This is a genomic window from Myxococcus qinghaiensis (genome assembly GCF_024198215.1).
In the GTDB taxonomy this organism is placed as follows: Bacteria; Myxococcota; Myxococcia; order Myxococcales; family Myxococcaceae; genus Myxococcus; species Myxococcus qinghaiensis.
In genome coordinates this window covers 58,362-72,705 of sequence record NZ_JAKCFA010000026.1, presented here as the reverse complement: position 1 = coordinate 72,705, position 14,344 = coordinate 58,362, and the positions used below count along the sequence as shown (strand labels likewise).

The following is a 14,344-nucleotide window of genomic DNA, read 5'->3' as shown; positions in this document are numbered from 1 at the left end:
GGGGCGACGTCAGCGTGACGGGGGTGCGGCGTAGCGCTGGAAGAGCAGGCGCTCCAGCTCGCGCGCGCCGTCCTCCTTCGACGTGCGCTGCGCCACCGCCGCGCGCAGCAGGTCCGTGCGCGGGTCCTCCGGCAGCTCCGCCTCCATCACCGACAGGGCACCGCGCAAGTCACCGGCCCGCTGGAGCGCCGCCGCGCGCCACACCCGGTACTCCGTCACTCCGGGCGCCGCCGTGGCCGCCTTGGCGAACAGCCCCTCCGCGCCCTTGGAGTCTCCGCCCTGCAGCGCGGCCAGCCCGTCCAGGAACAGGCCCTGCGCGGGGGCCTGGGGCGCGGCCTCTCCGGTGTCCTTCGCCAGGCCCAACAGCTCGTGTCCGGCGCGCAGCCGCTCCGTCTCCAGCGCCTCGCCCTTCAGCGCGCGCTGGTGCACGTCCTCGGCGGCGGCGCGGCTCGCGGTGCTCAATCGCGTGCCCATCTCCGCCAGGTCCGTGCCCAGGTAGCCCTCCGTCACCAGGGTGCGCAGCTTCTCGCCCGCGCTTCCCGAGCCCAGGAGCGTGCCGGCCTCCAGCGCCTCGAAGAAGTCGGACTTCAGCTCCACGTGCCGCGCCGTCAGGTCAGCGGGCACCTGGTTCTTCTTCTTCTTGCGCAGGGCCTTGAGCTGACGCTCGCACAGGTCCAGCTCGCCCTTCGCCTTGGGGCGCTCCTGGATGTCCGGCGCGCTCTTCAGCCAGGCGCGATACGCGGCGCACGCGCCCGCCGTCTCCTTGGCGCCCATGCGCGCGCGCCCCAGGCCCAGGTAGGCCGGCAGCAGCGCCGCGTTCGCCCGCGTGGCCTGGAGGAACACGCGCGAGGCGTCCGCGTACTTGCGCTTGTTGTAGAGCTTCGTGCCCTCGGCGACGAGCGCGTCGGCGTTGCCCACGGAGGGCCCCACGAGCGGCTCCGCCCCGGCCGCGCCACACACCAGCAGCGCACACGTCAGCAGCAGTCGGCGCGACTCAGAACGCATAACCCACCCCTCCACGGAAGTTGCTCGTCCCGGCGATCTTGCTCAGCAGCGAGAAGCCCCGCTGGTACGCGACGGAGGCGTACAGCCCCTCGTAGACGAAGATGCGCGCGGAGGCCTGTCCGGACGCGTGCAGGTCCAGCGCATAGAGGCCGTCCTCGAAGCGGGGCGAGTTGCCGGAGCCGTCGTCCTCCTCCTTCGCCAGCGCGCCTCTCACGTCGAGCCCCGCTTGAATCGCGAAGGACACCGGCCCCAGCACGTAGCGAAGCTGCGGCTGCAGCGCGCGCAGCGACAGCATCTGGACCTTGGCGCTGACCTGCGTGAGCCCGGCCACGTTCGGGTTCTGCACGTCCTGCGGCACGTTGACGCCCATGGTCCACACGTCGCCGGTGGAGTACCAGGTGGCGCCCACCAGCATGACGCCGAAGTACTGGCCATACCGGCCGTACTCCAGCCCCAGCCCCCGTAGCTTGCGCGAGCCCGGCGCGCGCACGCCGTTGCCACGCACGTCGCTCAGCCCGCCCTCCGTCTTCACCGGCTGCGCGGTGAGCGTGTCGGACGTGAGGCTGGTGAACTCGTAGGCCGCCTCCAGGTAGCTCTGCCGCGCCATGGTGGCCTCCTGCCGCCGCTTCATGGCCAGCTTGAAGGCCTGCATCGACGTGGGCTTCAGCTCCTGCTCCAGCGTGTACGTCGCGCCCGGGGCGATGTCCGCCTGGACCTCGTGCGGCTCATAGCCTTCACGCGCCAGACGCAGGGTGCGCGAGCCGGGCTGGATGCCCTGGTCCACCGCGTCCTTGCCCACCACCTTGCCGTCCACGGAAATCTCGGTGCCCTCCGGCAGAGCCTTCACCACCAGGCGCGCGGGCACCTTCTCCAGGGCCGGCCGCAGCTTCACCTGCTCGCGCGAGCCCACCACGCGCGTCTCCTCCTTCGGCAGGTGCGAGGCCAACTCGAAGCGGAACGTGTGCTCGCCGGGCAGCACCTCCGTGGCGTAGGGCGTGACGCCCATCTTCACCCCGTCGATGAACACCGTGGCGCCGGCGGGCTCGGACACCGCCTCCACCAGCGCGTTGAGGGACAGGAACTTCACCAGCACGCCCGCCAGGGCCTTCTCGAAGGCGGGGTTGCTCGTCTCCGCCTCCGCGCGCGCGCCGCTCTCCGAACGCACGCTCACGGCGCGGAAGCGGTAGCCCGCGTCGTCCTGGCCCACGCGCACCAGCACCACGCGCTCCAGGCCCAGCGACGCCAGATAGGTCCCCAGGGGCTCCCGGCACCGGGCGCCACCCGCCAGGCAGCTCAGGTCGCCCTCCTTGCCCTGGAGATGTCCGGCCAGGGCGCCCACGCCCACCACCTGCTGGGGCTTCACGTCCCCTGGCAGCAGGGTGGCGATGCCGTCCTCGGTCCGCTTCACCAGGGCGTCCTGCCCTGGGTACATGGGCTGGACGAGCCAGAGGGTGTGGGCCGGGGCCTCGGCGCGGGCTTCGGGGGCGGCGCCGGGTGTCGCGCTGGCGACCAGCGCCAGGCTGACACTCAGGAGAGAGGCGACGAACATTGCGTCCTCGGGGCGGGCTGAGGCGGTGAGTCCCGTGTGCCCGGATAGGGCGGGAAACGGGCGCCGGGTGTTTTTTAGCGGATGAAATGTTTTTCAGGAAGCCGGCTCCCTGAGGGTGCAGCAGCCAGGGAGGCTGCCCGTCCGGGCAGGGGCGCCACCAAGGGTCCGCATGGCCATCTTCCCTGGGGCATACATGTGCGAGGGGACGAGATGGTCTTGCCAGGCAAGGGCATGGGGTGGTGGGAGTTCTTCAAGCTCCTGAAGGATGAGTGGAAACGCGATGATGTCGGCGACGTCGCCGGGGCTTTGACGTTCCGCGCCATCCTGGCGTTGTTCCCCTTCCTCCTGTTCCTCGTGTCGCTGGCGGGCGTCCTCATCGACCCGAACCAGGCCCAGGTGCTCATCCAGGAACTGGGCAAGGTGGCCCCCAAGGAGGTGACGACCATCCTGGGGGAGCGCATCCAGGCGCTGGCGGACAGCAACCCGGTGGGGCTCCTGACGGTAGGTGGCGTGGGCGCCATCTGGGCGGCCTCCGGGGGCATCGTCGCGTTGATGACCGCGCTGAACACGGCCTACGGCGTCGAGGAAACGCGCCCGGTCTGGAAGCTTCGGCTCATCGCGGTGGCGACGACACTGGTGGCCGCGGTGGTGGCCATCTTCGCGGCGCTGGCGGCCGTGGCCACGCCCGCGCTGGCCACCAAGCTGCCGGGCCCCATGTCCACGGTGGCGCTGTGGCTGCGCCTGCCCGTGGCGGGCCTGCTGATGATGTTCCTGTGGGCGGTGCTCTATTACGTCCTGCCCAACGCGAAGCAGAAGTTCCGCTTCATCACCCCGGGCTCCGTGGTGGGGGTCCTCATCTGGGTGGCGGCGTCGTGGGCCTTCTCCAAGTACGTGGCCAACTTCGGCAAGTACGACGTGAACTACGGCGCCATCGGCGGCGTCATCGTGCTCCTCTTGTGGATGTGGCTGTCCTCGCAGGTGGTGCTGCTGGGCGCGGAGATCAACTCCATCCTGGAGCAGCGCTCGCCCGAGGGAAAGGCGCCGGGACAACACGTGCCGGGGCAGGGCAAGGCGGTGCTGGCCACCAAGACGGAGCTGGAGCAGGGCGGGGCGGACATCCCTGGTTCACGGGGCTTCCGGCCCGCGGTGGACCCGGAGACGGGCGCGAGCCTCACCTCCGGCGCGCCCCCGAAGCTGCGGCAGACGCCGCTGGCCGCCGCCGCGAAGTGGGCCGCGGGCCTGGGCCTGGGTGTCTTCTTCCTGCGGCGGAGCACCCATCGCTGAGGCCGCGCGGCTCGACGCCGTCAGGTTGCTTCCGAATCCCTGGTGCCTGACGCCCTCGGGTACCTTTGGACTCGTGAATCCCTGAGTCCCGGGGCTCCCAGCGGACAAGCAGCCCGGCAGTCGGGGAATGCCGGGTTGCATGCCGTCGGGGCGGACGATAGGTAACCTTCGAGGTCTCCATTCCAGCCCGGAGGGCGAGTGAACAGCCGATTCACCATGGCGGCGCACATCCTCGCGATGCTCGCGAAGTGCGCGGGTGACGCGGCTGGACCGCTGACGTCCGAGGCGATGGCGCGCAGCATCCAGACGAACCCCGTCGTGGTGCGGCGGCTGTTGGGCGACCTGGCGCGTGCGGGGCTGGTGGAGACGAAGCGGGGCGCTCGCGGCGGGGTGACGCTGGCCCGGCGCCCCGAGGACATCACCCTGCGGGACATCTACGAGGCGGTGGAGGAGGGCGCGGAGCTGTTCGGCCGGCACCCGGTGGGGCCCGCTCCGGACTGCACCATTGGCCCCTGCGTGGCGGAGTATCTGGAAGGTGTCTTCGGCCGCGCGGAGGCCGCGCTGAAGCAGAGCCTGGAGGGCACCACCGTGGCCCAGATGTCCCAGGATTTGACGGCCCGCTTCCGCGCGCTCAACCCGACGGGCTGAGCGGCGCGGGAGGGCGCGTTCCAGCTCAGCGGCGCTGGGCCGCGGAGGCCGCGTGCTTCTCGCGGAACTCGGCGTAGGGCCCGTTGAAGTCGAGCACCTCGCGGCCCGCCTCCAGCGACCAGATGCGCGTGGCCACCTCGGAGATGAGCTCCTGGTCGTGCGTCACGACGATGACCGTGCCTTCGTACTTCTGCAGGCCCTCGGCGAGCGCGGAGATGGACTCCAGGTCCAGGTGGTTGGTGGGCTCGTCGAGCACCAGCACGTTGTCCTGCATGATCATCAGCTTGGACAACAGCAGTCGCACCGTCTCACCACCGGAGAGGGTGTCGGTGTTCTTCATCCGCTCCTCACCGGAGAAGAGCATCCGGCCGAGCACGCCTGAAATCTCCTCGTTGGTGAGCTTGTCATGCAAGTCGCGCAGCCAGCCGAAGCAGGTGGTGCCCTTGCGCACGACGCCGTGGTGGTCCTGCGGCAGGTAGCCGACGGTGGCCTGGTGGCCCCAGCCAATCTTGCCGGTGTCCGGCTCCAGCTGGCCGGCGAGCATCCTCACCAGGGTGGACTTGCCCACGCCGTTGCGGCCGATGACACAGACGCGCTCGCCCTTGCACACCAGCGCGTTGAAGGGGCGGATGACGGGCACGCCGTCGAAGGACTTGCTGATGCCCTCCACCATGAGCGTCTGCTTGCCGCTGACGACCTTCTGGTCGAAGCGGATGAACGGGCGCGCGATGTTGGAGCGCTTGAGGTCGTCCGACTTCAGCTTGTCGATCTGCTTGATGCGGCTCTGCACCTGCGAGGCGCGGGTGCCGGCGTGGAAGCGCGCCACGAAGTCCTGGAGCTGGGCGATCTTCTTCTTCTTCTCTTCCGTCTCCGACTCCACGCGGGTGCGCAGCTGGGACTTCTGCCGCACCATGTCGTCGTAGCCACCGTTGTACTGGATGATGGCTTCGTAATCGATGTCAGCGATGTGCGTGCAGATGGAGTTGAGGAAGTGCCGGTCGTGGCTGATGGTGATGAGCACGCCCTCGTACTCGTGCAGGAAGTTCTCCAGCCAGCGGATGGAGTCGATATCGAGGTTGTTCGTGGGCTCGTCGAGCAGCAGCCCCTCGGGCTTGCCGAACAGCGCCTGGGCGAGCAGCACGCGCAGCTTGAGGCCGCCGGTCAGCTGCCGCATGGGGCCCTCATGGAAGGCCTCTTCGATTCCCAGACCCGCCAGCAGCGTGGCCGCGTCGCTCTCCGCCGAGTAGCCATCCTCCTCGGCGATGACGCCCTCCAGCTCGCCCAGCCGGTTGCCGTCCTCCTCGGTGATGTCCGACTTGGCCAGCAGCTTGTTCTTCTCCGACATGGCCGCCCACAGGGGCAGGTTGCCCATGAGCACGACGTCGAGGACGCGCTCCTCCTCGTAGCGGAAGTGGTCCTGGCGGAGGATGCCCAGCTTGCGCGGCCGGACGATGTTGCCCATGTCGGCCTCCTCGTCTCCGGCGAGGATCTTCATGAACGTGGACTTGCCGGCGCCGTTGGGGCCGGTCAGGCCGTAGCGACGGCCCGGTGAGAAGGTGACGTTGACCTCCTCGAAAAGCTTCTTGGGCCCGTAGGCCTTGGAGACGTTGATGACGTTGAACATGGCGGGCGCTTTGTAGCGGAATTGACGCGGAGCGGCCAAGGAAGCGTGGAATCGCGCTCCATCCGTCTCGCGGTGACCGCATTGAACGCCCGGCAGACAACGAAAAATGCCCTGAAATAGCGGGCTCTTGTGGCCCCGCCCGGCCGGCCGGTGGGGGAACGGGCGACACGGGTGGACCGTGGGGGAGGGATGACGGGTATAAGCCCCCGCCCATGGCCGTTCGCTTCGAGCTCATCACCACCGACCCCACCGGCGCCCGCGCCGGAGTGCTTCACACCCGGCGCGGAGCCTTCCCCACGCCCATGTTCATGCCGGTGGCCACGCACGCCGCCTTCCGGCATCTGGGCATGGAGGAGGTGAAGGAGACGGGGGCCAGCATCCTGCTGGCGAACACCTACCACCTGATGCTCCGGCCCGGCGCGGAGGTCTTCAAGCGCTTCGGTGGCATCCACCCCTTCATGAACTGGGATGGGGGCGTGCTGACCGACTCGGGCGGCTTTCAAATCTTCTCCCTGCCGGAGGACCGGCTCATCACGGAGAAGGGCGCGCACTTCCGCAGCTTCTACGACAACAGCCGGCAATTGCTCAGCCCCGAGTCGAGCATCGCCATGCAGCAGGCCATCAACTCCGAAATCATGATGGTGCTGGACGTGTGCATCGACTCGCGCACGGACGAGGCGGGCACGCGCGACGCGATGGAGCGCACGCACCGGTGGGCGGTGCGCAGCCTGGCGGCGAAGGACAAGGTGGACACGGGCCAGGCGATGTTCGGCATCGTCCAGGGCGGCGTCTTCCCGAACCTGCGCGACGAGAGCGCGGAGTTCCTGACGAAGCTGCCCTTCGACGGGTTCGCCATCGGCGGGCTGGCGGTGGGCGAGACGAAGGCGGAGCGTGAGACGATGACGTTGCGCACCACCGCGTCGCTGCCGAAGGACAAGCCGCGCTACCTGATGGGCGTGGGCACGCCGACGGACCTCATCGAGGCGGTGCTGCGCGGCGTGGACATGTTCGACTGCATCATCCCCACGAAGATGGCGCAGCAGGGCTACGCGTACACCTTCCAGGGCCTGGTGCGCATCACCCGCAACGTGTTCCGGCTGGCGGACGAGCCGCTCGACGCCGAGTGCGACTGCTACGTGTGCAAGAGCTACACGCGCGGCTATCTGCACCACCTGATGCGCGGCAAGCACCACCTGGGCTCGCGCTTCCTGTCGGTGCACAACGTGCGGCACTACCAGAAGCTGATGGGCCGCATCCGCGCGGGAATCCTGTCCGGCACCTACGAGCAGGTGGCGCGCGAGCTGAAGGTGGCCATCGCCACGCCCAAGGACCTGAAGGAAGGGGCGAGCGCGAACGAGGTGACGCTGAAGGAAGTCGGATGAGCGAGGAGGGCAACCCGCGCGACGGGGACTTCGAGCTCGTCACGCTGCGCAACGGCTCGCGTGCGGTGCGGCACCTGGGCCATGGCGAGGTGATGCACCCCTCGGTGGGCCCGTGGAAGGAGGCCCTCGGCCTCTACGTGGAGCAGCCCCGGCTCGGGGAGCGGCTGTCCCAGGAGGGGCCTGGGCTGGTCATCCACGACGTGGGGCTGGGAGCCGCCACCAACGCGGTGGCCGCGCTGACGTGCGCGCGCGAGCTGGGCGCCGCGCGTCGCCGGACGCTGGAGGTCATCAGCTTCGAGGTGGACCTGGCGCCGCTGCGGCTGGCGTTGGCGGACGCGGCGGGCTTCCCATTCCTGCAGCCGTTTCGCGAGGCGGCCGAGACGCTGATGCGCGACGGTGTCTGGGAAGAGGCGGGCCTGCGCTGGCGGCTGCACCTGGGAGACGCGGTGCCGTTCCTGGACGGAGCGCTGCCGGTGGCGGACCTGGTGTATTTCGATCCGTTCTCCCCCGCGTCGAACCCGGACATGTGGACGGAGGGCGTGCTCGCCCGGGTTCGCCGCCACTGCCGCGAGGACGGGGAGGGCTCGCTGCTGTTGACCTACAGCGCCGCGACGCCCACGCGGGTGACGCTGCTGCTGGCGGGCTTCTTCGTGGGGGCGGGTGCGGCCACGGGGACGAAGGGCGAGACGACGGTGGCCTCCACGCGCCGCGAATCCCTGGCAGCGCCCCTGGGCACGCGGTGGCTGGAGCGCTGGACGCGCTCATCGTCCCGGGCACCGCATGGGGCCACGCTGACGGCTGACATCGAGGCTCGTGTGCTTGCCCATCCGCAGTGGCGCTGAAGCCAGCCACATGTGATGGATTGGGCGCTTGATTCCTCCTCATGCAAGGGAATGGATGTGCGAGTGAGCGCGCGCCCCCATGGGACGACTTGGGCGAAGTGGTGGCGGGAGCCTCCGGCCGCCAGGGACGGCTGGCGGCCCCTGCCGCGCGAGTGCCTTGCACCCGGTCCACGCGTCCGAGGCGCGAGACAGCGGGCGCGGTTCGCGGTATCCCGACAGGGCCATGAGCGAGGCCCTTCAACTCGATGACTGGGGCGGCACCGGCCCCGTGCTGCACCTGGCGCACGCCAACGGCTTCCCCCCGGGCACCTACCGCAAGCTCATCGAGCGCTTGAAGACGCGCTACCACGTCGTCTCCGTGCGGAGCCGTTGCCTCGTGCCGGGCTCGGACCCGCTGGCCATGCGGACCTGGAACGACATGGCGGACGAACTGGCACAGGCCCTTCGCGCCGCCGGGCTGAAGGACGTCATCGGCGTGGGTCACAGCATGGGCGGCGTGGCGACGCTGCTGGCATCCGTGAAGGAGCCGGGCCTCTTCCGCGCCATCGTCACGTTGGACCCCGTGTTGTTCTCGGGGATGCGCAAGCTGGTGCTCGACACCCTGACGCTGCTGGGCCAGCGCAGTCGGGTGCCCCCCGCGAGCCTGGCGCGCCGCCGGAGGGAGCACTGGAACTCGCGCGAGGAGGCCGCCGCGAGCTATCGCAAGAAGCCCCTGTTCCAGAGCTTCGACCCGGACTGCTTCCAGGACTACGTCACGTATGGGCTCACGGAGGCGGCGGAAGGTGGCTTCAAGCTCACCATCCCTCGTGCCTGGGAGGCCCGCGTCTTCGAGACGACGCCCGAGGGCCTGTGGAGCTCGCTGCGCTCCATCTCGGTGCCCACCCTCATCGTGCGGGGGCGTGACACGCGCACGCTCGCGGCTTCGGCCTTCGCGCGCGCTCGGAAGGTCGTTCCGGGGGCCCGGCTCGAGGAGTTCCCCGGCGGCCACCTCTTCCCGCTGGAGGACCCGGAGGGGTGTGCCCGCCGCATCTTCGCGTTCCTCGACACGCTGGAGCCGCCCGCTTCGGAAGTCCGTCAGGCGCGCTGACCGCGTGAAGTACCCCGGGCCATGAGCACCGGGGGCATGGGGCTCACCGCGCCGTGTCGTCCGCCACCGCGGGCGCGGCGGTCGGCTCGGGCGTGGGAACCGCATCCGGCGCGGAGGGAGGCAGCGCGGCCTCGCGCGCGAGGAGCGCCTCGAAGGCATCCACCATGGGGCTCGCCGTGGTGCCGTCCACGACGCGTTGCCACGTTCCACCGGGGGCGCGGTGGGAATACCCGCCCCACAGCAGCCTGCCCCGGAGGCCCAGGAAGACCTCGTCGTTGACGAAGCCCTTGTCCGCTTCCGCCTCCATCAGCTCCAGCAGCCGGATGCGGTCTCCGTCGCTCACCTTCTTGAGGCGGGGCGACTGCGCGGTGATGACGCGGATGACGTGCTCCTTCACGGAGGCGGAGCTGGCGGAGACTTCCATCGACCGGTGGCCCAGCGCTTCGAGCTTCGACTGAACCGTCGTCGCCACGGCCACGTCCTCGGCCTGGGCCTCGAAGCGCTGGTCGAAGCCTTGCCTGCCCGCTTGCTGCTCCTGGGCGGGGCTCCCCGAATCACCCGAGACGAAGGCGCCCACCGCGCTGACCAGCGGGAAGCCCACGCAGCAGAACGTCAGCGCGGCCAGCGGGAACAGACCGCCCATGCGGTGCAGCAGCGGCGCCACCGGCACCGGGCCGACCTGTTGCTCCGGCACCTCCGAGCGCAGGTTGCAGCGCCCGCAGACCCGCGCGTACTTCGTTCCCAACGAGAAGAGCGGGAACCAGAAGACGTGAATCACCCGGTAGTGACGCTGGAGCCGCTGGGCCGTCTCCTGGTGGCAGTCGGGGCAGGGCGCGCGCTGCTCGCCGAGTTCCTGCTGTTTCGGCGTACTGCCAGAGATGATGAACATGCACGGCTCCGCGAAGTGAAGGGGCGGCTGAATACCCCAGCGGGGACAGCAGCGTCCATCGTGACAGCTTGTCTCGGACATACAGCCGCCCCGTGACAGTCCAGACAATCCCGCGAGCACTCGCCGTGTGTTGCTTTCGCTCGGAGATGCGGTGTCCTCCGAATGAGGCCCGGTGTGTGGCTTTCCCTGGCCCCGTGCTTGCTCATGCCCGTCGCCATGATGAGAACTCTGCTCCAGAAGCACTTCTGGCTGGTGAGCTGTGCCTTCATCCTGGTGGCCGCGCTGATTGCCGCGCGCACCCTCCACCTCATCACCGCGTTCCAGCTCGAGATTCCCGTCTCCGGCCTGGGCTCGACGCCGTCGGGGCCCATCCGGTTCGCCCGCACCGAGGCACGGCTGGAGCTGCGCAGCGAGCCACTGGCGCGTCTGCTCGGCGTCAAGGAGCGGAACCCGGTCGTCCCTCCCGCCGCCCATGATGGGCCACGAAGGAGCGCGCGGCGCGCGAAGCTCGTGGGGACGCTGACGTCGCGCGAGCCCATCTGGTCGCTTGCGTCCGTGGAGGACCTCGACAGTCGGCGGGTGCGCAGCCTCCGCGTGGGGGACGTGCTCCAGGACGCGGAGGTCATCGTCATCGAGCGCGAGCGCATCATCGTCACCCGGGAAGGACAGCAAGAGGTCATCGACCGCGAGGGGCCCGGGGGGCCACCGTCGACCGGCACTCCGGTGTCGGCGAGCAGCGACAGTGGAGGAGGCATCCGGCGTGTGGGCGAGCACGCCTACGAGGTGCCTGACACCTATCTGGACCTGGACCAGTGGACACAGGGCTCCGCGCTCACACAGGCGCGCATCGTTCCGGCGTTCAGGGAGGGGACGCCCCAGGGCTTCAAGCTCTTCTCCATCCGGCCAGGCTCCGTGTACGAGAAGCTGGGCCTCCAGAATGGAGACATCCTCCAGCGCATCAACGGCGTCGCGCTCGACTCGACGGAGAAGGCGCTGGAGCAGTACATGCTGCTCAAGAAGTCCCGGCACCTGGAGGTCGACATCGACCGGGGCGGCCTGGCGCTGCGCAAGGTCTACGACCTGCGACCGTGACACCGCGGGCTTGCCTCCAGGGGGCGCACACCGTTGCTACTCAGGGCCTTTGCCGCACCCAGGCTGGCTGGCGAGCCCAGCGCGCCTGTTGTCTCTCAGGGGCTTCGTGAAGGGGAGTCAAGAAAGCAAGCGGTCGCGCCCGATGGCGCTCCCTCCGTCGGTACTTATCGTTGCTCCGTTGCGGGAGCGCGCTTCGTGCCGCTTCATCCAGGGAGGCATCCATGAAAGCAGTCGTGCTGAAGGCCTATGGAGATGTGGAGAACCTCGTCGTGCAGGAGATGCCCGAGCCGAAGGTGGGGCCGGGCGAGGTGAAGGTCCGCGTCACCGCCGCGAGCATCAACCCGGTGGATTGGAAGATTCGTCGAGGCGACATGAAGGACGCGATGCCCATGACGTTCCCCGCCATCCTGGGGAGGGACGTCTCGGGTGAAGTCGTCGAGGTGGGGCAGGGCGTGAAGGACTTCAAGCAGGGCGACCGGGTGATGGGCGTGGTGTCCTCGGGCTATGCGCAGACGGTGGTTGCCCCCGTGGACGTATGGGCCAAGGTGCCCGACGCGTTGGAGCTGAAGGACGCGGCCGCGTTGCCGTTGGTGACGCTGACGGGCGTGCAGTTGATTGAAGAGCAGATGAAGGTCGCCAAGGGGGCCACGGTGCTCATCACCGGCGCGGTGGGTGCGGTGGGTCGCGCCGCCCTGTTCGCGGCGAAGGCGCGCGGAGCGAAGGTCTGGGCCGGCGTGCGGACCACCCAGTTGGAGGAGGCCCGGAAGCTTGGGGCGGACGGGGTCGTCGCGTTGGATGATCCGAAAGACGTCGCGAAGCTGCCCACGCTGGACGCCGTGGCGGACACGGTGGGCGGCGAGGCCGTGGCGGTGGTGTTGGACAAGGTGAAGCGCGGCGGCATCGTGGGCAGCGTGGTGGGGCCGCCGAAGGGCGCGAAGGAGAAGGGGCTCGAGGTGCGCAGCTTCCACTCGCACCCGGACGGCCGCCGGCTCGCGCAACTGGGGGAGAGCGTGGCCAAGGGCGAGTTGTTCATCCCCATTGGCAAGACATTCAAGATGGATGAGGCGAAGGAAGCCCAGAAGCACGCAGAGAAGGGCGGCTCGGGCAAGGTGCTGCTCGTCAACTGATCCCCAAGGAGCGTCAGCCCGGGCGTCTCACGTGCCCGGGCATGACGCTCCCCCGGCCCCTACAGCTCGTTGAAGATGAGCAGGCCTCGCGACGAGTCGACGACATACACGTAGCCGTCGCCGGGGATGCGGACGCCGAAGGCGCCCTCGAAGATGCTGTCGCCCCGGAACGGGTCGCTCTCGCGGAAGGTGTGGTGGTGCGCCACCTGTCTGGGTTTGGTGGGATTGGACACGTCCAGCACGCGCAGCCCTTCGTGGTACCAGGCCACGTAGAGGAGGTTGCCGCGCAGGATGAGGTTGTGCATGGACGTGACCTTGCGCATGCGGAACTCGCCAATCTTCACGATGCGGGACGGGTCGGTGACGTCCAGCACGCGCACGTGGGAGGCGTTGAACTCGCCGCCCTCGAAGGCGATGGTCTTTCCGCCGAAGGTGCCCACCGCGCTGTGGTGCGCGTATTCATCCATGGAGCGCTCGTAGCGGCCCAGCCGGCTGACGTTGTCCAGGTGGGTGACGTCCACCACGTTGTAGCCGCCGAAGGAGCTGCTGATGTACAGGCGGTTCTCGTACGCGAAGGCATCGTGCGGACCTCCCAGCTCCGCGTCCTCGGGCAGGGAGATGATGGTGCGCAGGACGGGATTGAGCGGCTCCGTCAAATCATAGACGTGGGTGCCCGTGTTGGGGACCATGGCGTAGAGCCGGTCATTGTCGACGAGCACCGTGTGCGCGCCGAAGTCCCCCGTCGGCAGGCTCTTCACGAAGGTGGGGAGGGCGGGATTGGAGATGTCGTAGACGATGGGGCCCGTGCCGTTGCTGGCCACGTAGAGGGCATCGCCCTTGGCCCAGACCCCGTTCCAGGAGTTGTCCTCGGGCAGGGTGATGGTCGTCGTGACGACGGGCGCGGTGGGGGTCCTCACGTCGATGACGGTGAGCCCGCCGGCCCGGCCCTTGTCCGGCAGGGAGACGACGTAGGCGTGGCCCTTGGCGACGTAGATGTCGGCGGGCAGGCCCACCGGGACGAAGCGCTCGGAGACGAGGTTGAGGCCCCCCGAGGACTCGGGCTCCCCGGTCGACAGGGCCACCCGGTGGGCCTCGAAGGTGCCCTTGAGGCTGAGCCGACCCCGGCGGCAGTAGGCGAAGCAGCCGGTGATGACGTTCGGAGCGGGCGTCTTGCAGCCCACCATGGAGACGGTGAGGTCCGTGCGGGTCAGCCGGCCGATGAGGGAGAAGCGTCCTCCCTGCGTCTCCTTGAAGCGCAGGGGCTCGTCGTACATCGTCCCGCCGTCCTCCTTGAGCAGGAAGCCGATGGGGACACTGACGATGCCCACGCCGCCGTCCGCGAGCTGGCGCTCACCTCGGCCGTCGGACAGGTAGATGCCCTCCGGTGGAATCGCGGAGAGGGCCTGCGAATCGCACTGCGACACGTCGAAGAGCGACAGGTCATCGCAGGCGCCCTGCTGCGCGGCGACCGCACTGGAGGAGCACGGGGCGAGCGGACCTGGATCCTGCCAGTCCCCAGGGTCCTCGAGCTCGGTGTACGTCCCGTCCCAGACATACGGCCCCGCGTCGGGTGTCGAAGGGGAGGGGGAGTCCTCGCAACCGGAGAGGAGCTGGAGGAGCACGATGGCCAGCGGCGCCCGGAGCGAGCGAAGGGTGTCTGTCATGGGGGACCTTTCGAGGTGTGCACCCCGCGTGATTCGCGGGACACCCATTCAGACAGCTCCGGGTCCCAACTCCCTCATCCCCAGGGGAATACTTGCGCCATGACAAGCACCCGCGCGGCTGTGTTCAGCCACGTTGACATGGCTTCACGCG

12 protein-coding genes are annotated in these 14,344 nt (G+C 69.2%); 7 read left to right on the top strand and 5 right to left on the bottom strand.

Annotation, left to right across the window (positions count from 1 at the left end):
• Nucleotides 1–9: 9 nt before the first annotated feature.
• Together LZ199_RS37155 and LZ199_RS37150 are read right to left on the bottom strand one after the other, a co-directional pair.
• A complete protein-coding gene (locus LZ199_RS37155) occupies nt 10–1,005 on the bottom strand; it encodes a tetratricopeptide repeat protein (protein WP_253998535.1) in 996 nt (331 codons plus the stop codon).
• Nucleotides 995–2,554, bottom strand: a complete 1,560-nt coding sequence (locus tag LZ199_RS37150; RefSeq protein WP_253998534.1) for a PEGA domain-containing protein — start codon at nt 2,552–2,554, stop codon at nt 995–997. Before LZ199_RS37150 ends, LZ199_RS37155 begins: the two co-directional genes overlap by 11 nt.
• A 210-nt stretch (nt 2,555–2,764) precedes the next feature.
• On the opposite strand from LZ199_RS37150, the gene LZ199_RS37145 reads away from it, so the two are divergent.
• Complete coding sequence (locus LZ199_RS37145; RefSeq protein ID WP_253998533.1) at nt 2,765–3,838, top strand: YihY/virulence factor BrkB family protein; 1,074 nt, start codon at nt 2,765–2,767, stop codon at nt 3,836–3,838.
• A 198-nt stretch (nt 3,839–4,036) separates the two neighbouring features.
• Nucleotides 4,037–4,486: an RrF2 family transcriptional regulator gene (locus LZ199_RS37140; RefSeq protein ID WP_253998532.1), complete on the top strand. Its 450-nt coding sequence runs from the start codon at nt 4,037–4,039 to the stop codon at nt 4,484–4,486.
• Between the two features lie 25 nt (nt 4,487–4,511).
• Here the strand turns inward: LZ199_RS37140 and LZ199_RS37135 are convergent, their stop codons facing one another.
• Nucleotides 4,512–6,110, bottom strand: coding sequence for an ABC-F family ATP-binding cassette domain-containing protein (locus LZ199_RS37135; RefSeq protein ID WP_253998531.1), 1,599 nt, complete (start codon nt 6,108–6,110; stop codon nt 4,512–4,514).
• Between the two features lie 212 nt (nt 6,111–6,322).
• Here LZ199_RS37135 and tgt point away from each other — a divergent pair, with 212 nt between their 5' ends.
• The 3 genes from tgt to LZ199_RS37120 all read left to right on the top strand — a co-directional run bounded on the left by tgt (nt 6,323) and on the right by LZ199_RS37120 (nt 9,421).
• Nucleotides 6,323–7,492 carry a tRNA guanosine(34) transglycosylase Tgt gene (gene tgt, locus LZ199_RS37130; RefSeq protein WP_253998530.1) on the top strand — a complete coding sequence of 390 codons (1,170 nt, stop codon included), beginning with the start codon at nt 6,323–6,325 and terminating at the stop codon, nt 7,490–7,492.
• Nucleotides 7,489–8,334, top strand: a complete 846-nt coding sequence (locus tag LZ199_RS37125) for an MnmC family methyltransferase (protein WP_253998529.1) — start codon at nt 7,489–7,491, stop codon at nt 8,332–8,334. The genes tgt and LZ199_RS37125 overlap by 4 nt, the downstream gene beginning before the upstream one ends.
• A gap of 223 nt (nt 8,335–8,557) precedes the next feature.
• Nucleotides 8,558–9,421 carry an alpha/beta fold hydrolase gene (locus tag LZ199_RS37120; protein WP_253998528.1) on the top strand — a complete coding sequence of 288 codons (864 nt, stop codon included), beginning with the start codon at nt 8,558–8,560 and terminating at the stop codon, nt 9,419–9,421.
• A gap of 43 nt (nt 9,422–9,464) precedes the next feature.
• Here the strand turns inward: LZ199_RS37120 and LZ199_RS37115 are convergent, their stop codons facing one another.
• Nucleotides 9,465–10,310, bottom strand: coding sequence for a hypothetical protein (locus LZ199_RS37115; RefSeq protein WP_253998527.1), 846 nt, complete (start codon nt 10,308–10,310; stop codon nt 9,465–9,467).
• Between the two features lie 216 nt (nt 10,311–10,526).
• Between LZ199_RS37115 and gspC the strand changes: the two genes are divergently transcribed.
• Both gspC and LZ199_RS37105 read left to right on the top strand, forming a co-directional pair.
• Nucleotides 10,527–11,402 (top strand): type II secretion system protein GspC, encoded by an 876-nt coding sequence (gene gspC / locus LZ199_RS37110; RefSeq protein WP_253998526.1) that lies wholly within the window; start codon nt 10,527–10,529, stop codon nt 11,400–11,402.
• A gap of 221 nt (nt 11,403–11,623) precedes the next feature.
• A complete protein-coding gene (locus tag LZ199_RS37105) occupies nt 11,624–12,529 on the top strand; it encodes an NADP-dependent oxidoreductase (protein WP_253998525.1) in 906 nt (301 codons plus the stop codon).
• A gap of 59 nt (nt 12,530–12,588) precedes the next feature.
• Here LZ199_RS37105 and LZ199_RS37100 read toward each other — a convergent pair whose 3' ends face one another.
• Nucleotides 12,589–14,193, bottom strand: a complete 1,605-nt coding sequence (locus LZ199_RS37100) for an LVIVD repeat-containing protein (protein ID WP_253998524.1) — start codon at nt 14,191–14,193, stop codon at nt 12,589–12,591.
• Nucleotides 14,194–14,344 lie beyond the last annotated feature (151 nt).

Bases quoted from the DNA above. Each gene is read 5' to 3' on its own strand.
- LZ199_RS37155 (WP_253998535.1), bottom strand. From the start codon at position 1,005: ATGCGTTCTGAGTCGCGCCGACTGCTGCTGACGTGTGCGCTGCTGGTG.
- LZ199_RS37150 (WP_253998534.1), bottom strand. From the start codon at position 2,554: ATGTTCGTCGCCTCTCTCCTGAGTGTCAGCCTGGCGCTGGTCGCCAGC.
- LZ199_RS37145 (WP_253998533.1), top strand. From the start codon at position 2,765: ATGGTCTTGCCAGGCAAGGGCATGGGGTGGTGGGAGTTCTTCAAGCTC.
- LZ199_RS37135 (WP_253998531.1), bottom strand. From the start codon at position 6,110: ATGTTCAACGTCATCAACGTCTCCAAGGCCTACGGGCCCAAGAAGCTT.
- tgt (WP_253998530.1), top strand. From the start codon at position 6,323: ATGGCCGTTCGCTTCGAGCTCATCACCACCGACCCCACCGGCGCCCGC.
- LZ199_RS37125 (WP_253998529.1), top strand. From the start codon at position 7,489: ATGAGCGAGGAGGGCAACCCGCGCGACGGGGACTTCGAGCTCGTCACG.
- LZ199_RS37120 (WP_253998528.1), top strand. From the start codon at position 8,558: ATGAGCGAGGCCCTTCAACTCGATGACTGGGGCGGCACCGGCCCCGTG.
- LZ199_RS37115 (WP_253998527.1), bottom strand. From the start codon at position 10,310: ATGTTCATCATCTCTGGCAGTACGCCGAAACAGCAGGAACTCGGCGAG.
- gspC (WP_253998526.1), top strand. From the start codon at position 10,527: ATGATGAGAACTCTGCTCCAGAAGCACTTCTGGCTGGTGAGCTGTGCC.
- LZ199_RS37105 (WP_253998525.1), top strand. From the start codon at position 11,624: ATGAAAGCAGTCGTGCTGAAGGCCTATGGAGATGTGGAGAACCTCGTC.
- LZ199_RS37100 (WP_253998524.1), bottom strand. From the start codon at position 14,193: ATGACAGACACCCTTCGCTCGCTCCGGGCGCCGCTGGCCATCGTGCTC.